The 19902-nt window shown below is 35.4% G+C and carries 17 protein-coding genes; 5 read left to right on the top strand and 12 right to left on the bottom strand.

All coding sequences use genetic code 11. The features are described from left to right. Positions 1-32: 32 nt before the first annotated feature. The 6 genes from ACWNMZ_RS10530 to ACWNMZ_RS10505 form a co-directional block, all read right to left on the bottom strand. Positions 33-656 carry an SGNH/GDSL hydrolase family protein gene (locus tag ACWNMZ_RS10530; protein ID WP_449598626.1) on the bottom strand — a complete coding sequence of 208 codons (624 nt, stop codon included), beginning with the start codon at positions 654-656 and terminating at the stop codon, positions 33-35. 138 nt (positions 657-794) lie between these two features. After that, positions 795-1829: a metal ABC transporter substrate-binding protein gene (locus ACWNMZ_RS10525; RefSeq protein WP_251627383.1), complete on the bottom strand. Its 1035-nt coding sequence runs from the start codon at positions 1827-1829 to the stop codon at positions 795-797. A gap of 684 nt (positions 1830-2513) precedes the next feature. After that, entirely contained in the window at positions 2514-3563 is a 1050-nt protein-coding gene (locus ACWNMZ_RS10520; RefSeq protein WP_251627384.1) for a Gfo/Idh/MocA family protein, read from the bottom strand. Positions 3564-3604: 41 nt separating this feature from the next. After that, on the bottom strand, positions 3605-4573 hold the full coding sequence (locus tag ACWNMZ_RS10515) for a sugar phosphate isomerase/epimerase family protein (protein WP_251627385.1): 969 nt from the start codon (positions 4571-4573) through the stop codon (positions 3605-3607). A gap of 47 nt (positions 4574-4620) precedes the next feature. Then, positions 4621-5646, bottom strand: coding sequence for a Gfo/Idh/MocA family protein (locus ACWNMZ_RS10510; RefSeq protein WP_031540707.1), 1026 nt, complete (start codon positions 5644-5646; stop codon positions 4621-4623). Between the two features lie 18 nt (positions 5647-5664). Then, entirely contained in the window at positions 5665-6381 is a 717-nt protein-coding gene (locus tag ACWNMZ_RS10505; protein ID WP_251627386.1) for a ThuA domain-containing protein, read from the bottom strand. 182 nt (positions 6382-6563) lie between these two features. On the opposite strand from ACWNMZ_RS10505, the gene ACWNMZ_RS10500 reads away from it, so the two are divergent. The 5 genes from ACWNMZ_RS10500 (at position 6564) to ACWNMZ_RS10480 (ending at position 11872) form a co-directional block, all read left to right on the top strand. After that, positions 6564-7472, top strand: coding sequence for a helix-turn-helix domain-containing protein (locus ACWNMZ_RS10500; protein ID WP_048717093.1), 909 nt, complete (start codon positions 6564-6566; stop codon positions 7470-7472). 259 nt (positions 7473-7731) lie between these two features. After that, positions 7732-9720 carry a methyl-accepting chemotaxis protein gene (locus ACWNMZ_RS10495; RefSeq protein ID WP_251627387.1) on the top strand — a complete coding sequence of 663 codons (1989 nt, stop codon included), beginning with the start codon at positions 7732-7734 and terminating at the stop codon, positions 9718-9720. A gap of 127 nt (positions 9721-9847) precedes the next feature. Further along, a complete protein-coding gene (dpsA, locus tag ACWNMZ_RS10490) occupies positions 9848-10717 on the top strand; it encodes a dipicolinate synthase subunit DpsA (RefSeq protein WP_251627388.1) in 870 nt (289 codons plus the stop codon). A 135-nt stretch (positions 10718-10852) separates the two neighbouring features. After that, a complete protein-coding gene (locus ACWNMZ_RS10485; RefSeq protein WP_031540702.1) occupies positions 10853-11695 on the top strand; it encodes an SPFH domain-containing protein in 843 nt (280 codons plus the stop codon). Between the two features lie 12 nt (positions 11696-11707). Then, the gene (locus ACWNMZ_RS10480; RefSeq protein WP_016200850.1) at positions 11708-11872 is read left to right on the top strand and encodes a hypothetical protein; all 165 of its coding nucleotides are present in this window, start codon (positions 11708-11710) and stop codon (positions 11870-11872) included. 69 nt (positions 11873-11941) lie between these two features. Here the strand turns inward: ACWNMZ_RS10480 and ACWNMZ_RS10475 are convergent, their stop codons facing one another. The 6 genes from ACWNMZ_RS10475 to ACWNMZ_RS10450 all read right to left on the bottom strand — a co-directional run bounded on the left by ACWNMZ_RS10475 (position 11942) and on the right by ACWNMZ_RS10450 (position 19894). Continuing rightward, positions 11942-15124, bottom strand: coding sequence for a DEAD/DEAH box helicase (locus ACWNMZ_RS10475; RefSeq protein WP_031540701.1), 3183 nt, complete (start codon positions 15122-15124; stop codon positions 11942-11944). A 281-nt stretch (positions 15125-15405) separates the two neighbouring features. Next, positions 15406-16371 (bottom strand): S8 family peptidase, encoded by a 966-nt coding sequence (locus ACWNMZ_RS10470; RefSeq protein ID WP_031540700.1) that lies wholly within the window; start codon positions 16369-16371, stop codon positions 15406-15408. A gap of 197 nt (positions 16372-16568) precedes the next feature. Beyond that, positions 16569-17459: a CPBP family intramembrane glutamic endopeptidase gene (locus tag ACWNMZ_RS10465; RefSeq protein WP_031540699.1), complete on the bottom strand. Its 891-nt coding sequence runs from the start codon at positions 17457-17459 to the stop codon at positions 16569-16571. A 4-nt stretch (positions 17460-17463) separates the two neighbouring features. Next, positions 17464-18501: an asparaginase gene (locus tag ACWNMZ_RS10460; protein WP_031540698.1), complete on the bottom strand. Its 1038-nt coding sequence runs from the start codon at positions 18499-18501 to the stop codon at positions 17464-17466. Positions 18502-18521: 20 nt separating this feature from the next. Then, a complete protein-coding gene (locus tag ACWNMZ_RS10455; RefSeq protein ID WP_031540697.1) occupies positions 18522-19289 on the bottom strand; it encodes a GNAT family N-acetyltransferase in 768 nt (255 codons plus the stop codon). Between the two features lie 179 nt (positions 19290-19468). Next, positions 19469-19894: an ATP-binding protein gene (locus tag ACWNMZ_RS10450; RefSeq protein WP_031540696.1), complete on the bottom strand. Its 426-nt coding sequence runs from the start codon at positions 19892-19894 to the stop codon at positions 19469-19471. Positions 19895-19902: the final 8 nt, after the last annotated feature.

Here is a 19902-nt window from a genome sequence, read left to right as displayed (position 1 = left end):
AACGCCTCTTATACTAATAGTTTTCTATTTTGCTATATTACATTATTATAAGTTTTCAACCATGCCTGTGCCATCAACATATTCCCAGCAGAATTCATATGTACTCCGTCTGTTGTCAACACTTGATGATTGGGTTTCTGTAAATATTCGATAAACACTTGATGTGTCGGGACAACTATTGCTTCATGTTTTTTTGCTAATTGATGAATCACTGCTACAAAATCCTTTAATAAAATATTCCCTTTTGCTTCTACCGATTCCTCGATGATTGTTGGTTCCATTAAAAAGATCCTAGCTTCCGTATTTATCTTTACTTGTGTTAAAAGGCGCTCATTTATTTCCCTAAAAATAACAGGAGTAACTTGTTCCATATCAGGGTTGTCTAGCTGTCTCCATACATCATTTATTCCAATTGAAATAGATACTAAATCTGGGCGCAACGATAGGACATCCTCTTCCCACCTTTTCTCTAAATCTAGGATTCTATTTCCATTGATACCTTTATTAAAAAATACCGGCAAAGCTTCAGGCTGATTTATGGCAATATAATCTTTAATATACCGAACATATCCATGACCGATATGTTCGCTATCTTCAAGTTTATCCGCCTGTGTAATACTATCTCCTATAAACACAAACCGTTGATTAGCAACCATCCTTATCCCTCCATCAAAACGCTTTCAATATTACAATAACACTTTTAACTCCCGCAAAGCAACAGGTAAGTACACCTAAATGAAAAGCCTCCATTGGAAAGAGAAAAAACACCCATGGAGACTTCTTAAGCTATGATATTATTGTTGCGCTTGCACAATTTTTTCTAGATTTCTTTCCATTACCTTAATATAATCCAATCCATTATCTTCATCTTCTTTGCTTAATACTTCTAATGTGCTAAGCACTTCTGTTTTTGCTCCGATTTCAGATGCGAGTGTATCGGCAACCTTTTTAGATGCCGTTTCTTCAAAATAAATAACACTAATATCATGCTCTTTTGCAAAATCTTTTAATTCAGCTAATCGTTGTGCATTTGGTTCTTCTTCAGGCGATAATCCAGAAATTGGCACTTGTGTAAGTCCATATTCACTAGCTAAGTATCCAAATGCAGCATGCTGGGTAATCATCTCTTTTTTCTCTACTTTACTTAAAGCGTCTTGATATTCTTGATCAAGTGCTGATAATTTCGCAATATATGCTTCACTATTTTGTTGATAGCTTTCCTTATTATCTGGATCTGCTTCAATTAGACTAGCTGTAATTGTTTCTACTTCTTTAATCGCTAGTGCTGGGCTTAACCACACATGCGGATCTTTCTCATGGCTATGCTCGTCTTCAGCTTCTTCACTATCATGATCATGGTCTTCTTCTTCACTATCATGATCATGGTCTTCCTCTTCGTTCTCATGATCGTGTTCTTCCTCTTCACTCTCATGATCATGTTCATCTGTAATTCCCTCTTTTAAAGTAATGTCACTACTTGCTTCAACGAACACTGTTTCTTTATTATCAACAGCAGCTTTAATTGTATCTACAAAGCTTTCCATATAAATACTATTAAAAATAAATAAATCTGATGCTTGGACATTTGCTATATCTTTCGGTGTCGGTTCCCAACCATGTGGCTCTTGACTAGAAGGTATAAGTATTTTTACATTTGCCTTATCACCAGCTATGTTTTTTGTAAATTCATACATTGGATAAAATGTTGTCATGATCTGTAGCTTTTCTTTGCTTGATCCACTAGACACATCCTTTTCACCTTTCCCACATGCAGCTATTATCAATACTGCAAGTAACATCATACTAATTAATTTAAATTTTTTCCCCATTTATTTCACCCTGCCTTTTTAAATACTTTCATTATGCAATATTTTTCGGATATTTTCGTAAAGTTAGTTGCTTATCTCCTGTTTCTGTGCAAACAAGTGTAATATTTACTCTCATAATTACCAAACCTTTCTTTGTTCATACCCTAATTATCCATTTGTGATACTGGATAAGTAACCTTGAATGGTGTATCAATACAAGGTTTATGTAAGCTACAATTAGGTTCGCCACCATTTATTGAAAACTGATGAAAATCATAAAGGTAGGAAAACTATTTTTAGCATCTTAACCTCCTTACTTAATATGTGAGGATTAAATAAGACCATTCCTCTTCATTATTCTCTTGTTCCCTCTACTGATAAAAAAAAATACCTACAGAAATTTTGGTCAGCTCATTATTTTCCCTTAAAACTCCTTCGGGAACTTTCAATAGGCTTAAAAAACAAATCGAAACAATTACGATTTAGAGTGTTAAGTGAATAATCATTTCATCGACTATCTTATATTAACCGTAACCATTACGATTTGTAAAGTGTTTTATAAAAATTTTTTTCCATTGTTTTTTCTATTATTACGTATTGAAAGAACCATCTTAAGCAAAATATTATACAGAAAAAGCTATACTAACCGTCTTCCACGGTGTAAGTATAGCTTTTCTGTATAAGTAATCGGCTGAAAATAGTATTTTACAAAGTCTCCACTTTCGATTTAAAATAAACTCGTTCTTTTTTCTTCCCTGATTCGTAAACCGCACAAATCATTTCTTGTGTTTTTAAGGCATCTTCCCCTGTGATGTCTAAAGGGATTCCCTTAGCTAATGAATCATAAAAATTATTTATTTGCTTCACATGACTTACTCCCCAATATCCTTTTACTCCATTTTCATAATCGAAGGTTTCCTGTGGATTATTATCTGCAATAAATTCTCTTCCATCAAGTAAACGGACTGTTGCCCGGTCTGCAATCATTTTGGCAATTCCCTTTTCACAATGTAATTCAATTTCAACAGGTGCATCATACGTATAATAATTAATGGCATGGAAAGCTGTAACGATGCCATTTTTATAGGCTACAACCCCTTCTGCTGCATCTTCCACTTCTATCATTTCATGTGCCCGATTACTTATCGATGCATCTACATACTTAATATCATCAGCAATAAACCATCTCATTAAATCCATTGTATGGATTGCTTGATCGATTATTACCCCTCCGCCTTCTTTTTCCCATGTACCTTTCCAATCGCTTTTTTGATAATAATCATCCGATCGGTCCCATGTAACAGATAGCTTACCTGACTTTATCGTACCAAGTTCTCCATTATCTAGCATTCTCTTTATTAGCTGTGACCCAGGATTATAGCGATTTTGGAAAATGACACCAAGGGTTACCTTATTTTCTTTTGCTGTCTCAACCATTGTTTTCGCATCGTTATAGTGAATAGACATCGGTTTCTCTGTCAAAATATGAATCTTTCTTTTTGCTGCTTCTATTGTTACTGGTGCATGGAGATGATGTGGCAAACAGATATGCAAAACATCTATCTTTTCTTTTTCAAACATTTCCATATAATCAGTATAGCTGCCACATTGATAGATTTTTGCTTTTTCTTCTGCTCGTTCTTGTTTCACATCACAAACAGCTACTAGCTCTGCATCTTCTCTTGAGACAATCGACTGTGCATGCATAGGAAAAATATTGCCACAACCAATAATAGCTACCTTTAACTTAGACATATGTCTCCCTCATTTCTATTAGTAGAATACTATGCGATTCTTTACACCCACCACATTTGGGACGGTTTTTCTTCAATTAGGACAGATTTCAAATTGGTCACTGCTCTTGTTAATCCCTCTCTAATCGACATAATTGGATCTTCGTGTTCAATGCTAACCACATAGTCATATCCATAGGTGCGTAAGGCACTTATCATATCAGACCATTCACTAACACTATGTCCACATCCGACCGAGCGAAATGTCCATGCTCTCGTTTTCACTTCGCCATATGGCTGCATATCTGTTAAACCATACATATTGACATTTTCTTGATCTATATACGTATCTTTTGCATGAAAATGATGAATGGCATTTGCCCTCGCTAAAATTTTTATAGCTGCAACTGGGTCAATTCCTTGCCACCATAAATGGCTTGGATCAAGGTTTGCCCCAATAGCATCACACGTTTCTTCTCGTAGTTTTAATAGTGTATAGGGGGTATGCACAAGAAATCCGCCATGTAATTCTAAGCCAATTTTCACTCCATGCTCTTTTGCGAAACTCCCTACTTTCTTCCAATAAGGGATTAGCTTTTCTTCCCATTGCCATTTTTTCACGTCACTATATTCATTTGGCCACGGTGTAACAGGCCAATTTGGATATTTCGCTCCATCGTGATCTCCAGCAGTTCCTGAAAAGCAATTTACAACAGGAATATTCATTAAAGATGCTAGTTTTATTGTTTTAATCAATGTTTCATGAGATTCCTTTGCGAACCCTTCTTCTGGTGAAATAGGATTCCCATGGCAGCTGAATGCACTAATGAAAAGGTCGCGCTCTGCAATTTTTTCAAGATATTCTTTTCGCTTTTCTTCTGAATCCAATAATTCATCTACATTACAATGATTGTTTCCAGGATAACCACCTGTACCAATTTCTACAGCTTGTATTCCTGCTTCTTTCACTGCATCAAGCATTTCTTCAAATGTTTTATCTGCAAATAAAACGGTAAACACACCTAATTTCATAAGAATTCTCCTTTCCAATATTCTGCATTGATTTTGTTAATAGGTCTTTATATTTTTGTAATTGTCTTTGTTTCTTGTGATGCTAATGCCGCAAGAATAATAGCTAAAGATTTTTTCCCTTCTTCTCCCGTTACAAGAGGATCTTTGTCTTCAAGAATACTTTCAATAAAATGGTCAATAACACCTGACTTATTTTGACCACCATCCTCATTTGACTGAATTCTACCTAACTCATAATTTACTTTTTCACCATTTGTGTACTGGATAATTAATGAATAGTTTGGATCATCTTCTAAGCGAATTACTGCTTTTTCTGCATAGATAACGGTAGAATTATCTTCTTTCCCTCTATAAGCCCAGCTCGCTGTAAGCGTTCCGATAACGCCACTCTCTGTTCGTAATATACAAACAGCATTGTCATCTACACTTGAGAATTCTTTCGCATTTGTTTCTACAAAAGCCCCTACTTCAGCAAATTCTTCTCCTAATACATACCGTAATAAATCTGCTTTATGTACACCTAAATCTCCCATCGCACCAATAAAAGCCTCTTCCTTTTTAAAGAACCAACTGTCTTTGCCATCTACACTCCAGCCTTCTGGACCACCATGACCGAATGTCGTACGGAAACTATATATCTTTCCAACTTCCCCACTTTTAATTAACTGATGTGCTTTTTGATGGGAGGAAACAAAACGTTGATTATGTCCAATCATCAATTTTTTCCCACTCTGTTTAGCGGCTTCGATCATTTGATTTGCTTCTTCTTCTGATGTCGCCATTGGCTTTTCACAAAGTACATGTTTTTTAGCATGTAGTGCATCAATGGAAATTGGAGCATGCAGATAATTTGGTGTACACACGCTAACTGCATCTATCTCTGCCATTTCTAACAAGTCTTTATAATCGGTAAATGCTTTCACTTGATATTTCTCAGCCACTTCTCTTGCTCTTACTTCATTGATGTCACATACTGCAGCTAATTCCACTTGTTCATTCCACAGATACTCCGGGATATGCCGATGTTGCGCAATACTGCCACACCCAATTACACCAATCTTTAATTTAGCCATTTCCATTACCTCCTCTATTTACTTTACGGATATTGTTTCAATAGGCTTTGCATTGCCATAAACTGGTCTCTTCCGTTTAACTGGTGTTGCCCATTTAACAGCATTGCTAATGACTTTTTGGATATCTTTATGATGGTAGGTCGGGTAAGTTTCATGTCCTGGTCTAAAATAAAAGACCTTCCCGTTTCCTCTTGCATACGTGCAGCCGCTACGGAAAACCTCTCCCCCTTCAAACCAACTAGTGAAAATAAGTTCATCTGGTGCTGGTATATCAAAATGTTCCCCGTACATTTCTTCTTTTTCTAATTCAATGTATTCATTAATTCCTTCCACAATTGGGTGATTAGGAGCTACCACCCATAGTCTTTCCCGATCATCTGCTTCCCTCCACTTTAAGTCACAGCTAGTGCCCATTAAGGTTTTGAAAATTTTAGAAAAATGACCTGAATGAAGAACTATTAATCCCATTCCATCTAAAACACGTTGTTTCACTTTTTGTACGATTTCGTCCTGTACTTCATGATGCGCTAAATGTCCCCACCAAACCAATACATCTGTGTTATTCAATACTTCTTCTGTTAATCCATGCTCTGGTTCATCTAATGTTGCTGTATGCGTTTGATAGCCCTCTTTTTCCAAAAATGCGGCAATCGTACCATGAATGCCATTTGGATAAATGTCCGCAACAAGTGGGTTTTTCTTCTCATGACGGTTTTCATTCCAGACTGTAATCATTGTTTTGTAACTCCTTTTCTCAATCTATGTATACGCTTTATTATAAAAAATGAAAACGGATAAAAAAATACTTAATCCTGTCTTTTTTTTATGCAATTATGTCATTTCATTATCTGCTTTTTGCTACAATAGAAAGAAGAACAGTATCTTTACAACCTATTCAAATAGGAGGAGAAGATGAAGTGGAAATAAGGACTAAGCACACCTATAATCAGCCAGTAAACGAAAAAGTTATTTACCAAAATCCTCTTCTATCCCTAAAAGTATGGGAGATAAACGATGAGAGGGAAAACGCAATAACTTCTGTTGAATATCACCCTTGGCACTATCATAAAGAAGTGGAGTTACTTGCCATTGTTGATGGTAGTTTGGCGGTGCAAACAAAGGAATTGGATCAAACGATTTCTGCAGGGGATGTTCTTATTATGGGGACCTCACAACCTCATAGAACAAGTAAAGCTAGTGGCGGCAATTTGCGCTATATCGTCTTGCAAATAGATTTACATAAACATTTTGATCAAAGCATTCTTCCTTATTTCTATTGTTTTTCAGAAATAACACATCCATTAGACAGGATAAATTATATCTTTGAAGAAAATCAGCAAATCAAACAAGAGGTACATTATTTAATTAACGAGATACATAAGGAAAGTCAAACAAAAGAAAAAGGGTATGAAATTGCCATCAACTATTCAATTAAAAGACTTCTACTTTTATTAGTTAGAAATGATACGAAAAATATGCTCCATTCTTCAGAAGAACAAGATTTATCCAGAATTAAGCCTGTTTTAGATTATATTGATCGTCATTTAGAAGACCGAATACTTGTAGAGGATGTATGTGAGCTTTTGAATTTTAGCTATCACTATTTTATCAAATACTTTAAAAAAGTGATGGGTATGTCTTTTGTCGATTATATTAATCTAAAGCGGATAAAAAAAGCGGAATTATTACTATTAACTACAGATAAAAGCATTTTAGAAATAAGCTATGAAGCTGGGATTACGAATATGGCCCAATTTTATAAACTTTTTAAGCGGGCAAATCATTGTTCACCGAAAGCATTTAAAAATAAAATGCAAAAAAGCTAAACCATTTAAACAGCTGACAAGCACAGCTGTTTTTTAATTTGTGACTATTTTGTAAATTTTTTCTGATTTTTCACAAAAAAGCCTCAGAAAATTAATAAATCCCCTTCACCTTTGTCATAACTTGTCGAAATAATAATTAACATTTGATTATACTGCAAATATGAATCCGTTCATCTAGTCCTTCGTTCATATAGCAAATAGTGTCTAAGAAGCAATTTATACACCGTTACACAAAATTTATGGAAAGGAGCTATGATTGATGAGAATTTTAAAATCATTAAATCAAAATTTAAAATTAAGCACTAAACTCTACATTGCATTTGCCCTTATTCTAATTGTTCCTACTATAACAGTAGCCTACCTATCTATCCAAAGTGCTAAACATGAACTTAGCGAGAACATAATGGAAAGCACAAAAGAGAACGTCAAGTTATTAAATAGTAGTATCGACAGTACCATTTCTCCCAAACTATATGATGCAAATTATTTAGCAGATATAATAACAGGAGAATTATTCGAAAAACAAGGAGATAATCCTGATGCTCTAATGTCAAAGCTAGACCAGTATAAAGGACTTCACCCAGAAGCTGTAGCCGTTTATTTAGGAACACAGGATGGGAAAATGTACACCTCTCCAGCTCTAGATCTACCAGACGATTATGACCCAAGAGATAGAACTTGGTTTACACAAGCAATGAACAATTCAGTGGATAAAGCCATCGTAACAAATCCTTATATAGATGCTAGTTCTAAAGAAATGGTAGTAACCATTACTAGGAAAACAGCAGATGGTTCCGGAGTAATTGGCATTGATCTTAATCTCTCTACTTTAGAAAAAACAACCAAAGAAGTAGCAGTTGGGAATGAAGGCTTTATCCTTCTATTGGATACAGAGCAAAACTATCTTGTCAGCCCAATAAATGAAGCTGGCACAAAGGTTGACCAAAATTTTCCTGACTTATATGAGCAAAATTCTGGAGTGCATCACTATAAAACAAACGGTCAGGATCGAACACTTTATTATTTAACAAATGAGAATACAGGATGGAAAATTGTTGGTTCTATGCTGGATGCTGAAACAAATGCTGCAGTAAAACCTATCCTACAAAAAAGTCTTTTAGTTGTGGTCGCTTCTATTATTTTTGGAGGAGCTATCATTATTTTAATTATTCGTTCACTTGTTAGCAGATTAAAAGAAATTCAGAATAAAGCAAAAAAAATAAGCGATGGGGACCTTACAGAAGAGATAACGCTTCAGTCAAACGATGAAATCGGACAACTTGCCCACTCATTTACTTCCATGCAATCAAGTCTAAAGACGCTTTTAAAAACACTAGAGCACCATTCTTTAATGGTTTCCGCAACGGCTGAAGAGCTAAACGCTAGTGCTGGTCAAACAAGTGAAGCTAGTGAGCAAGTTGCAACCGCCATCCAACATGTGGCGGTTAGTGCTGAAAAACAAACAGAAGGCGTAGAAGCAAATATATTATCTTTAAATCAAATAGTAAATAGTACAAACACAGTTTTGCTAAATGCTAATGGAGTATTAAATCGCACCAAAACTACTACTCAAAATGCCGAAGTAGGAAAAGCGATTGTCCAACAAACGGTTAATCAAATGAATGAAATTCATCATTCCGTATCTGATACGAATAAAGTAATTGCTTCATTACATGATCGTACGAAAGAAATAGGGGCTATCGTAGATGTCATCACTGCTATTTCCAATCAGACTAATTTACTCGCCCTGAATGCTGCAATTGAAGCAGCAAGAGCTGGAGAATCTGGACAGGGCTTTACTGTCGTAGCTGATGAAGTAAGAAAACTAGCTGAACAATCTCAAATTTCTGCTAGTCAAATTACTGAAATCATCAAGGCAATCCAACAAGATACAAAAGAAACAGTTCATACGATGTCCACTGTAGAATGTAATGTACAAAAAGGCATTGAAATTTCAGATGAAGCCATCAATACATTTATGGAAATATATGATAATATGAATCTAATTTCCCCACAAATGTCTCAAGTAGCTTCAACACTTAATGATATATTAACTTTTGTGCAAAACACAGAAAAAACAGCGGAACTTATATCTGATTTAGCCAAAAACAATGCTGCTTCTTCCGAAGAGGTTGCAGCTTCAACAGAAGAACAACTTGCTGCAATGGAAGAAATATCTTCCTCTGCCAATACACTAGCTTCCATGACAGAGGACTTGATTCAGTTAATCAAAAAGTACAAATTTTAATTGGAGAAAAATACACAAGTTTGCGCCAGAAATATTCGTATTGGAAATAGTCTGAACTATTCTATCCCTCCATATAGATTACTATATAGAGGGATTCTATCAACATAGAGAAAAGGAAGTGACACAATTGAGTCATAATCATGTCTTATTAATTATCGGTGGTGACTTTAGGCAGCTTGAAGTGATTCGCATTTTAGCACCTAAGCTTAGTAAAATATATTTAATTGGGTTTGAAGATGCCTCTATTCCTTATAAGGATGTCATCAAAGTAACTGGGCAAACAGCCCCACTTCATGAAGTAGATAGTATTCTCTTGCCTATTCCAGGGATTCAAGATAATGGCATTGCTGAATCGACTTTTTCAAAGGAAAAAATGATTCTCACAAAAGAACTAATAAATAAAACGAAACCTAATTCAACTATATACTCTGGCATTATTACCCCTTTCTTAAACCAACTGGCTACAGAAACGAATCGTCAATTGGTTGCTCTATTTGCAAGAAATGATGTAGCGATTCTTAATTCAATTCCAACTGCAGAAGGCGCATTAATGCTCGCTATAAAGCATACAGACATTACAATACATAATGCCAACGTACTTGTTCTTGGTTTTGGGAGAATCGGCAAAACGATTACCCGCCTTTTTTCAGCAGTTGGTGCAAAGGTAACTGTCCTTGTTAATAAAAAAGAGGATGAAGCTAGAGTAATGGAAATGGGATTCCACCCTCTACTCGAAGCTTCATTAGAGTCTACAATTCCATCCCAGCATATTGTTATTAATACTATTCCTGCACTTATTCTGACTGCTACCCTTATTAAAAAAATGTCAAGCGACGCTCTAATTATCGATTTAGCTAGCAAGCCAGGCGGAACTGATTTTACCGCTGCAAAAAAGCATAATATCCAAACATTATGGCCACTAGGTTTACCTGCAAAAGTGGCACCAAGAACGGCAGGTACTATTATTGGTAAAACTTTATTGGAGTTACTGAAATAAGAATAATAGTGTAAATCGATTTGGAGATAGCTAACTATCTCTTTTTTTATGCTTATTTCTCAACAAAATATTTTACAATATTATACAAAAGTGATATCATAATTATATCAAATTGAAATTATAGGAGTGATTCATTTGAAAGAAAAAAATGCATTTCATTTTAATGGATTTATCGGTGTTCTTCTTATTGCCATCTCTCTTTTTCTTGGTACCTATTTTCTTATACAAGAACTTCCAGCTGTAGGAATTCCGTTTATATTATTAGCTGCTCTTCTTGGTAGTGGAATCACCATTATTCAACCAAATCAGGCTGTAGTTGTCACCTTTTTCGGTAAGTATTTAGGTTCTATTCGTAGCAGTGGGTTATTTTTAACGATTCCACTAACTTTAAGAAAAACAATTTCCTTACGTGTGCGCAATTTTAACAGTAAGCGATTGAAAGTAAATGATGTCGATGGAAATCCAATCGAGATAGCTGCTGTTATCGTTTTTAAAGTAATCGATTCAGCTAAGGCAATTTTCGATGTGGACAATTATGAGGAATTTGTAGAGATCCAAAGCGAAACAGCCATACGACATGTTGCGACGAAATACCCGTATGATACCTTTGAAAATGTGGAATTAACATTAAGAGGGAATGCAGAGGAAGTCTCTAACGAGCTTACAACCGAATTACAAGCTCGACTAGACCTTGCTGGAGTCGAAGTAATCGAAGCAAGATTAACTCATTTAGCCTATTCTACTGAAATTGCTCAAGCAATGCTGCAGCGTCAGCAAGCATCTGCGATTATTTCTGCTCGTCAGAAAATTGTAGAAGGAGCTGTTGGAATGGCGCAAATGGCCATTAACCAATTAGAGCAGGATAAAATCATTGAATTAGATGATGAAAGAAAGGTACAATTAGTAAATAATCTACTTGTCGCGATTGTCTCAGAAAATCCTACAACTCCTGTAATTAATACAGGTACTTTATATTAATGAGTGGTATAAATGACGAAGAAAAAAAGCTTTCCATTACGCATTGATCCAGAGCTATACGAAGTACTGCAAAAATGGGCTGCAGATGATTTCCGCAGCATTAACAGTCATATAGAGTATTTGCTTCGTGAATCTGCCAAAAAAGCCAAACGATTTCCAAAACAAAAAGAAGAATGACAGAATCACAAAAGAAGACCAGTCCTTTTACGAAGGTTCTGGTCTTCTTCTAATTATACTGCTATTTTTCTAGCTTAATAATTCCATGATATCTTCTTCTGTTATGGACGATATCATTTTTTCATCTGTATCAATAATTTCATCCACTAAACTTTTTTTCTTTTCCTGTAGTTCAAATATTTTCTCTTCTATTGTTCCTTTGGAGAATAATTTGATGACATCAACAATATTTTCTTGCCCCATCCTATGCGCACGATCTGCAGCTTGCTCTTCAACTGCAGGATTCCACCATGTATCATATAGAATAACTGTATCAGCTGTCATTAAATTTAATCCTGTTCCCCCTGCTTTTAAGCTTATCAAAAAGTAGTCTCGTTCTCCCAAATTATAGCGATGACATAATTCCACTCTTTCATCAGAGGGAGTATTTCCATCCAAATAAAAGAACGACAAACCCTTCTTCGCTAATTCCTGTCCGATAATATCCAGCATACTGGTAAATTGCGAAAAAATCAGTACTCTTCGATTCGAACGTTGCGATTCTTCCATTAATTCCATTAAATGCGCTAACTTGGCTGATCCACCCTCATAATTTTCTACAAATAGGGCAGGATGGCAGCATATTTGTCGTAGCCTCGTCAACCCAGCAAGAATTCTAATCTTATTTTTTCGCAATGTATCTTTGTTTAAGTGCTTTAGAGCATCATGCCTTAGTTTTGACAAATATGCTGCGTATAGTCTTTTTTGCTCTGGTAACAATTCCACCATTTCGCTCCACTGTCTTTTCTCCGGTAGTTCTGCTAATACATCCTCTTTTAACCGTCGCAGCATAAAGGGTCTTATTTTTTTCGCAATCTGCTTATTAGTAAGATTTGCGTATTCCTTTAACCCCTTCAATAACTCAGGAAATACAATATGAAAAATAGACCACAGCTCTTCAATGGAATTCTCAAGCGGTGTTCCTGTTAAGGCAAAACGATTTATTGCCTTTATTTTTTTCACTGATTTAGCTGTTTGCGAAAGTGGATTTTTGAAATACTGTGCCTCATCAAAGAAAACAGTATGGAGAGATTGCTGTTCATACCATTGAATATCTTGTCTAATTAATGGATATGACGTTATCAGAACATCGATATTTTCTAAATCCATTTGTAACTGTGCCCGCTCCTTCTTGTTCCCATCAAGGACAAGACATTGAATAGTTGGAGCGAACTTCATGATTTCTCTCTGCCAATTATAAAGGAGCGACGATGGGCAAACGACTAGCACTTTTTGCTTTGATTTTCGAATCACTGGTAATTCAGACATGATAAAGGCAATACTTTGAAGCGTTTTTCCCAACCCCATATCGTCTGCTAAAATTCCGCCGAAGTGGAATTTCGCTAAAGTTTTCATCCACCTATACCCATCCTTCTGGTACGATTTCAGGACATCCTCTAAAACAGCGGGAACCTTAATCATTAATGTTTCTGGATGCAGAAGTGATTCTATCAACTGTTGATAGGATTCATCTAGTTTAAATATCTTTCGGTCTTCCTCTATAAAAGATAAGCTTTCTAAAAGGGTCAGTTCAAATCCGCTGACAAAATCCTTGTCTTTGATTTGTGGGGAAAGAAGATAACGTTGAATTTCCTCCATCTCTCGCGTTTTTAAGGCAAAAAGAGAGCCATCCTGTAAACGATAATATTTTCGCTTTTCTTCTAAAGCAGCTAACAGTCCTTTTATTTCTCGTTCCGGAAATCCTTCCATCTCAAATTTAAACTCTAGCCAATTAATCCGATCCTTTTTTAATTTCACCGAAAACCGTGGCCAAGTTTTTTCCTTAAAAATTCTATTTCTAATCGCTGTTGTTGCATAGACTTTTACAAGCTTTTGCAACTTCGGTAATACGTAATACAAAAAATCAAACTCTAATTCTTCGTTATAAAGCATATATCCACTATCCGTTTTCGCAAATGAACTTCCATCCATCAGCTCCAATATCACTTCTTCTTTTTTCCAATCTCGAAGAAGCACTCCATCGATGTCTTTATCTCGTTCATGAACTGGATTAATGACGATATTTTCATAGCGGAATTCTAAACTTGCCAACAATCGATTATTTACTCTATCTAAATAGAGCTCTGCTTGCAGGGGCGCTTTTCCTATTTTTTTTGAAAGTTCTTTCTCCAATTGAACTTCCCCTAATTTTTTCAAGCCTGGAGCAACATTTTCTAAAAAGAAGTCTATTTGATTGTTTGCAATAGGGATATAATTCTTGCCAACCTTCTCTGTCATTCTTTTCATTTCCACAAGCCTGTTAAAATCCTCTGATTCCAATTGAATGACATTTCCGTCAATCATGACTGCATAATATTGATGCAAGAACAGAATAGATTCCATTCCTTGAACATTCAATTGATAGCTTCCTGTGTCCTGCTGATATAAGTGAAATGTTAGTGGGAGTGGTTCCCGAGAAACTTGCAAAGGCATTCTAGTTCCACTATATTCTTCTAAAAAACTTAATTCCTTCCAGTGTGAACGAAGGGAAATCCAAGAAGATGGAGGTATTAATAAAGTATCTTCTTCCCCTATGTTGTCCATTTCGTTGTGATGATTCAAGAAAATGGATTCATCGCTTACCACTTTCCATAATTCTTGAAGAATTGCTTCACTTTCTTCCTTTACACAGTGTAACTTTGGGTCAAAATTCTGCCCCAGAGCATATTGATACATATTGCCGGCATTTATTACTTCTAAAAATTGACGAATGTTTTTTATTTTATTGGATAAAAGGTGAATTTCGATGCCAAACATATTCGCTTCTGATCCAACTGGAATAATTTTCATCAAAAATTCAACTGGAACTACTTCTCTTTTCTCAAAGTGGCGTTGTTTCTTTGGTGAAGGAAAACTAGTCTGATTAAATAAAGCAAAAAAATCATCTGATACATTTGTATTCGTTTCTTGCATAGTAGCAGGCTCCTTGCCACTCAGCTGAAATTTCTTAATCTCCAGCAAAACAGCTGCAATATGCTGACATTCTTTTTGAAAGGAAGCTAGCTTTGGACAAGAACAATTCGCTTTTATTTCACCAGCTTCTACAGCCACCATTACAGCAAAGTCTTCTGCTGCTTGAACGAATGCTTCACAGTAGTCTTCTCTATATTCTTTAAACAACACCTTATGATTCTTTGAAAATGCCTCGCCTCTTTTTAAAGAAACAGGACCACACATCTCCAGGACCATTTTTCGTGTAATAACGATATTCAACAATCTAATCTCCTTCTTTTAATATTACAAGTTACGCACAAATACCTCCTTACACTTTACTACTTTTTTCATAACATTTCTATTATGGGAGTATTGTAAAATTAGGTAGAAGTTTTGTTTATATATGTATGAATGATTGTGTATTGATTGGATTGGCATTTTTGGAAAATATTTTTGATTTTTGACTATTTAATCTTTTTTCCGCTATAAAAAAGTGGACAAACTCCCACTTTCAAGAAGCTTGTCCACTAAAATAGATTTATTTTGAAAGTTTATTCCTTTTAATAGCTATTAGCAACTAGTAATTGGACTGCTGATTGGAGTTTTTCCTTTAATTCATCTGGAGCCGTTAAATAGAGAATTCCATTGCCTTCTATGCTTGGTTTATTTCCTAATGGGATGGTTCTTTTAATTAATTGAGCATAAATTTCTGGCTCTGTTAAATTTCGTTCAAAAGCTTCATTACTAATTAATTTAATTAATGCTAAAGCACCGCTCACATGAGGGGCAGCCATCGAGGTTCCTGTTAGGCTTGCGTATTTCCCATCTAAAAAGGTAGAGAGAATTTCTTCCCCAGGAGCTACTAAATCAACTTCTCGATTCGAATTGGAAAAACGAGAAGAATTTCGCTCTAAGTCTACGGCACCAACACTTATCACTTCATTATAGGCAGCCGGATATCCTAATTCTTCGGTTGAATCTAGGCCATCCCCTTCATTCCCCGCTGCACACACGACGAGAATTTGGGCTTCGACAGCTTTTTTCACTGCCTCATGTAATTCTGCTACATCCTCAGGTCCACCAAGACTCATGGAAATAATATCTGCCCCTTGCTCAATGGCATAATAAATTCCGTTTATAATCCAATCATATTGCCCAGTACCTTGTCCATTTAAAACCTTTACAATTAAAAGAGAAACTTCTGGCGCAACTCCTGTCAATCCGCTGTCTTTTCCTGATGCCCCAATTGTTCCAGCAACATGTGTCCCATGCCCATTATAATCCATATAAACTTCCGGACTGCCGTTGTCATCATCGGTAAAGTTTTTCCCACCTATAATCCGTTCTTGCAAATCTGGATGATTTATATCACACCCAGTATCCAAGATGGCAATGGTTATCCCTTTTCCTTTTGTTTTATTCCATAAATCAGGTGCTTGAATTAGTTCAATTCCTTTTGGTATTTCTGTTGATAGATCCAATACTTCTTTCACTTGATAAGGAATTACTCTACATTTTTTTTTCATATAACAGCCTCCTAATAATAGAATCACTAACACAATAAATATTTTAACAATTCCGAATTATTTTGATAAGAGGCTTAAGACTCAAATTAAGAACATTTGTTCTAAATGACTAATTATCATTTCTCCTTGCAAAAAAAATGGCCTACATAGATAGACCATTTTCTTCTTCCTATTCTTTTAGCTGAATAAATAACCGCTTATCTTACTTCATATTTTTTCCTACATATTAAATAAAAAGCAACAAAAATGACAATGGACCAGATCAACGAATACAATGGACTTGTATCAATAATTCTAAAAAGACTTGGGATATCACCTGCAACTGAATCATCATATGTAAATAATAAGAAGATCATCATATTATTTGCCGCATGTGCACCAATGGATAGCTCTAAACTGCCTGTTTTTACAGCTATAAAGGTTAAAGCAAATCCTGCAAGCAAATAATCTAAGCCTACTAATATGGCAGAATCATTCATTTCAGGATTAGTAAAATGCAAAGATCCAAAAATTAGTCCAACAATTAGTGCTAATAAAATAGGATTTTTTAGTTTTTTTCCTACCCATTGTAGTAATAATCCCCTAAATAAAAGCTCTTCTACCGTTGTTTGAATTGGAACAAAAAGAATAACGACAAGGAATAAAAAGACATAATCAGAAAGTGAAACATTATTCCACTTATAATCAGGGGCATTTATCAAGAAATCAATAACAGATGTAACAAGGAATAGCCCAGTAAATATGGCGAATCCCCAGCCAATCTTTTTCCAATTTACTCTTTCTTCCCCTGTAATCAATGTTCGAAATTTTCTTTTGTGTATAAATCGTACGCCAATCCATAAACCAACTAAAGCAAAGATATAAATAATATGTGTCATTAATAAACTAATAGTGCCATTTCCGCCGACAACCATGCCTGTATCCAAATCTATAAATGTAGCATCGTTCCCGTCCAACTCCACGCGCAATAACTCGATGATGAAATAAACAATAGAACCAGCAATCATAAATCCAACAGCTAATAAAATAGATGCTAAATAGCGCGGCCAGCTATTGTTTCCTTCTTTTACATTCAAATAATGTTTCATTCATCTACTCCTTTGTACCATTATTTTTCAGCTGATACGCTCGTTCCAAATCAAAATTTGCACGTATTTCACCGATTTTTTCTTTTCTTGCATTTAGCACTGGTGTATGCACATATTTTTCTAAATCTGTAAAAATTCCCTCCTCTTTATAGCCTAGCTGACTTAGAACCTCCATTGCCGCAACATTTACTGCTCGTGTTCCTCCATCTTCTACCTTAATCGCAATTCCGATTCCTTCTTTGACAAGGCCAATACACTGAACAGCCTCAGCACCTGCTTTTGAAACAATCCGTCCTTGATAAGCGTTCATTAAGTCCGTATCAAATCTGCTTGTGCCGCCAACCATTTCAGGAAATTCCATCATGCTATCTCTTATCCGTTTGACTATCTTTATTCGCTTTTCTGATTTAATAGAATCAGGGCTCGCTAGTCTTGCATAACCTAGTGCTACATGATATAAAGGTAGTTGATGGACTGGTACGCCACAACCATCTACACTAAGATTTATTTTTTCTTTTGGAAAATCACATATTTCTTCTATCGCCTCTAATATTCGCTGCTGATGAGGATGCTCTACTTCTCGATAATTAGCAATATCTTCCTTCATATGAATAGCAGTAGCAAGCATACCGGTATGCTTTCCAGAACAATTACTGTAAACAGGGGTCACATCTCCTCCATTTCTCAACAGCTCTTTATAGCTTGTTAAATTCCATGGTGTATGTGTTCCACATTGTAGGTGATCCTCTTTAATCCCTAATCTTTCTAACAGCTGAAGAATTGTTTCTCGATGGAAGGATTCTCCAGCATGGGAAGCACACGCAATTGCTATTTCTGCATTACTATATGAATATGTATCAGCTGCTCCTGTCTCTAAAAGGGGAATCGCTTGAAATGGCTTCATCGACGATCTAGGAAAAGTCATTCTATTGGGATTTCCATAGGAATATAGCAATCTACCTTCTTTATTTACTACAGCAATATGAATATTATGTGTACTTTCTACATATTTTCCGCGATAGACAAGTATAGGCTTATTCAATACAATCGACTCCTTTTTATCTATAAAACATCAAATTTTTCTTTTAAAGCTTCATATTGGAAACCTTGTTTTTGATAGTTTTGCTTTTTATACATTTCTTTTGGTGTGTCTTCACCATCTGCCAGCAAGATAATCGTCTTATCTGGAAATAAGTCCATCACCATTTTTTGCATACGAGCAGCAATCCCTTTTCGCTGATATTCATCAATTACAAAGATTCCGTCAATTTCGACTGTTTTATAGCCAAGAATTACTTCTAAAGCACCAGCCCCTTTTCCTTTATAATAAGCAATTATCTGCAAGAAATGAGGATTGCTAAAATTTTTCCGATATACTTCTGTTTTTCCTTTTGCATAATCTATTCCATATTTCAAGTCTTGATTATATTCTAATTGTAAATAGTCCTCAAAATTCTCCTCCGTAACTTTCTGAATAAGAATATCTTCAATAGGAGACAATACAGGAAATTCACGAGGATTAATCGCATAAAGTTCAGTAAATCCCACGTCATAATAACATTTACTTACAATATGCTCTTGTAGCTCCTTCGTAAACTTTTGGTTTTCTGGAAAAATAAACTTAAGATGCTTTTGACCAGTCTTTTGGTGAAACACTTTAAGGTATTCCTCCGCCTGCTCAAATTCGCTTATTGTAGGCATTGTTTTAAACTGTATAAAATTACTGTCATATTGAAGCAACATTTCCTCATTATGAACATGGATCCAATTAATAGATTCCATTATTTGTTTCCCTTCCTTGTGGATGTTGCTATAGGTCACTTTCTCCATGTTGTTTTCTCCTACCTTCTTCTCAAACTACTTTTTTACCGTAATATACTAATAATAAACGATTCATTTATAGAAATCAGTAAATTATAGAAAAAAATGACATTATTAAAATTTAACCACACGTAAATAGGACTGTCTCTAAAGAAACAGCCCTACTTAAATGATTATTCTCTCTTTGATTATATTGCTTCTGCATTTTCTTTTCTTTCCCTCCATAAAAACACTTCGTTCCCCATTTCATTATATTGCACTTTTTGAAAGATTTGCATCATCATTAAAATACCTCTACCACGTTCCTCTAAGACGATATCACTCATGAGCTTTTCTGTTCCATATTTTTCAATATCATTGATTTTCTTTGTTACATTAAACCCATTCCCATGATCTTTTATCCGCATGTCAATCGCTCTATTTGTATAATGTATATCTAATATAACGGGAAAACCCCCATGTTCTATCGCATTATTTATAGCTTCGCCTATTCCCACGCTAAGCATAAAATCCTCTGACAACCAATCTCTTAAATCCTTATTTATCTTACCTTTCCATTCTTTTTCTGTATGATCATGTATTACTATCTTTTGATAGCTAATAAGTTCACTCATATGCTGCC

The sequence above is a fragment of the Niallia sp. Marseille-Q9988 genome (assembly GCF_976954375.1).
This window is presented reverse-complemented; position numbering and strand designations above follow the sequence as displayed.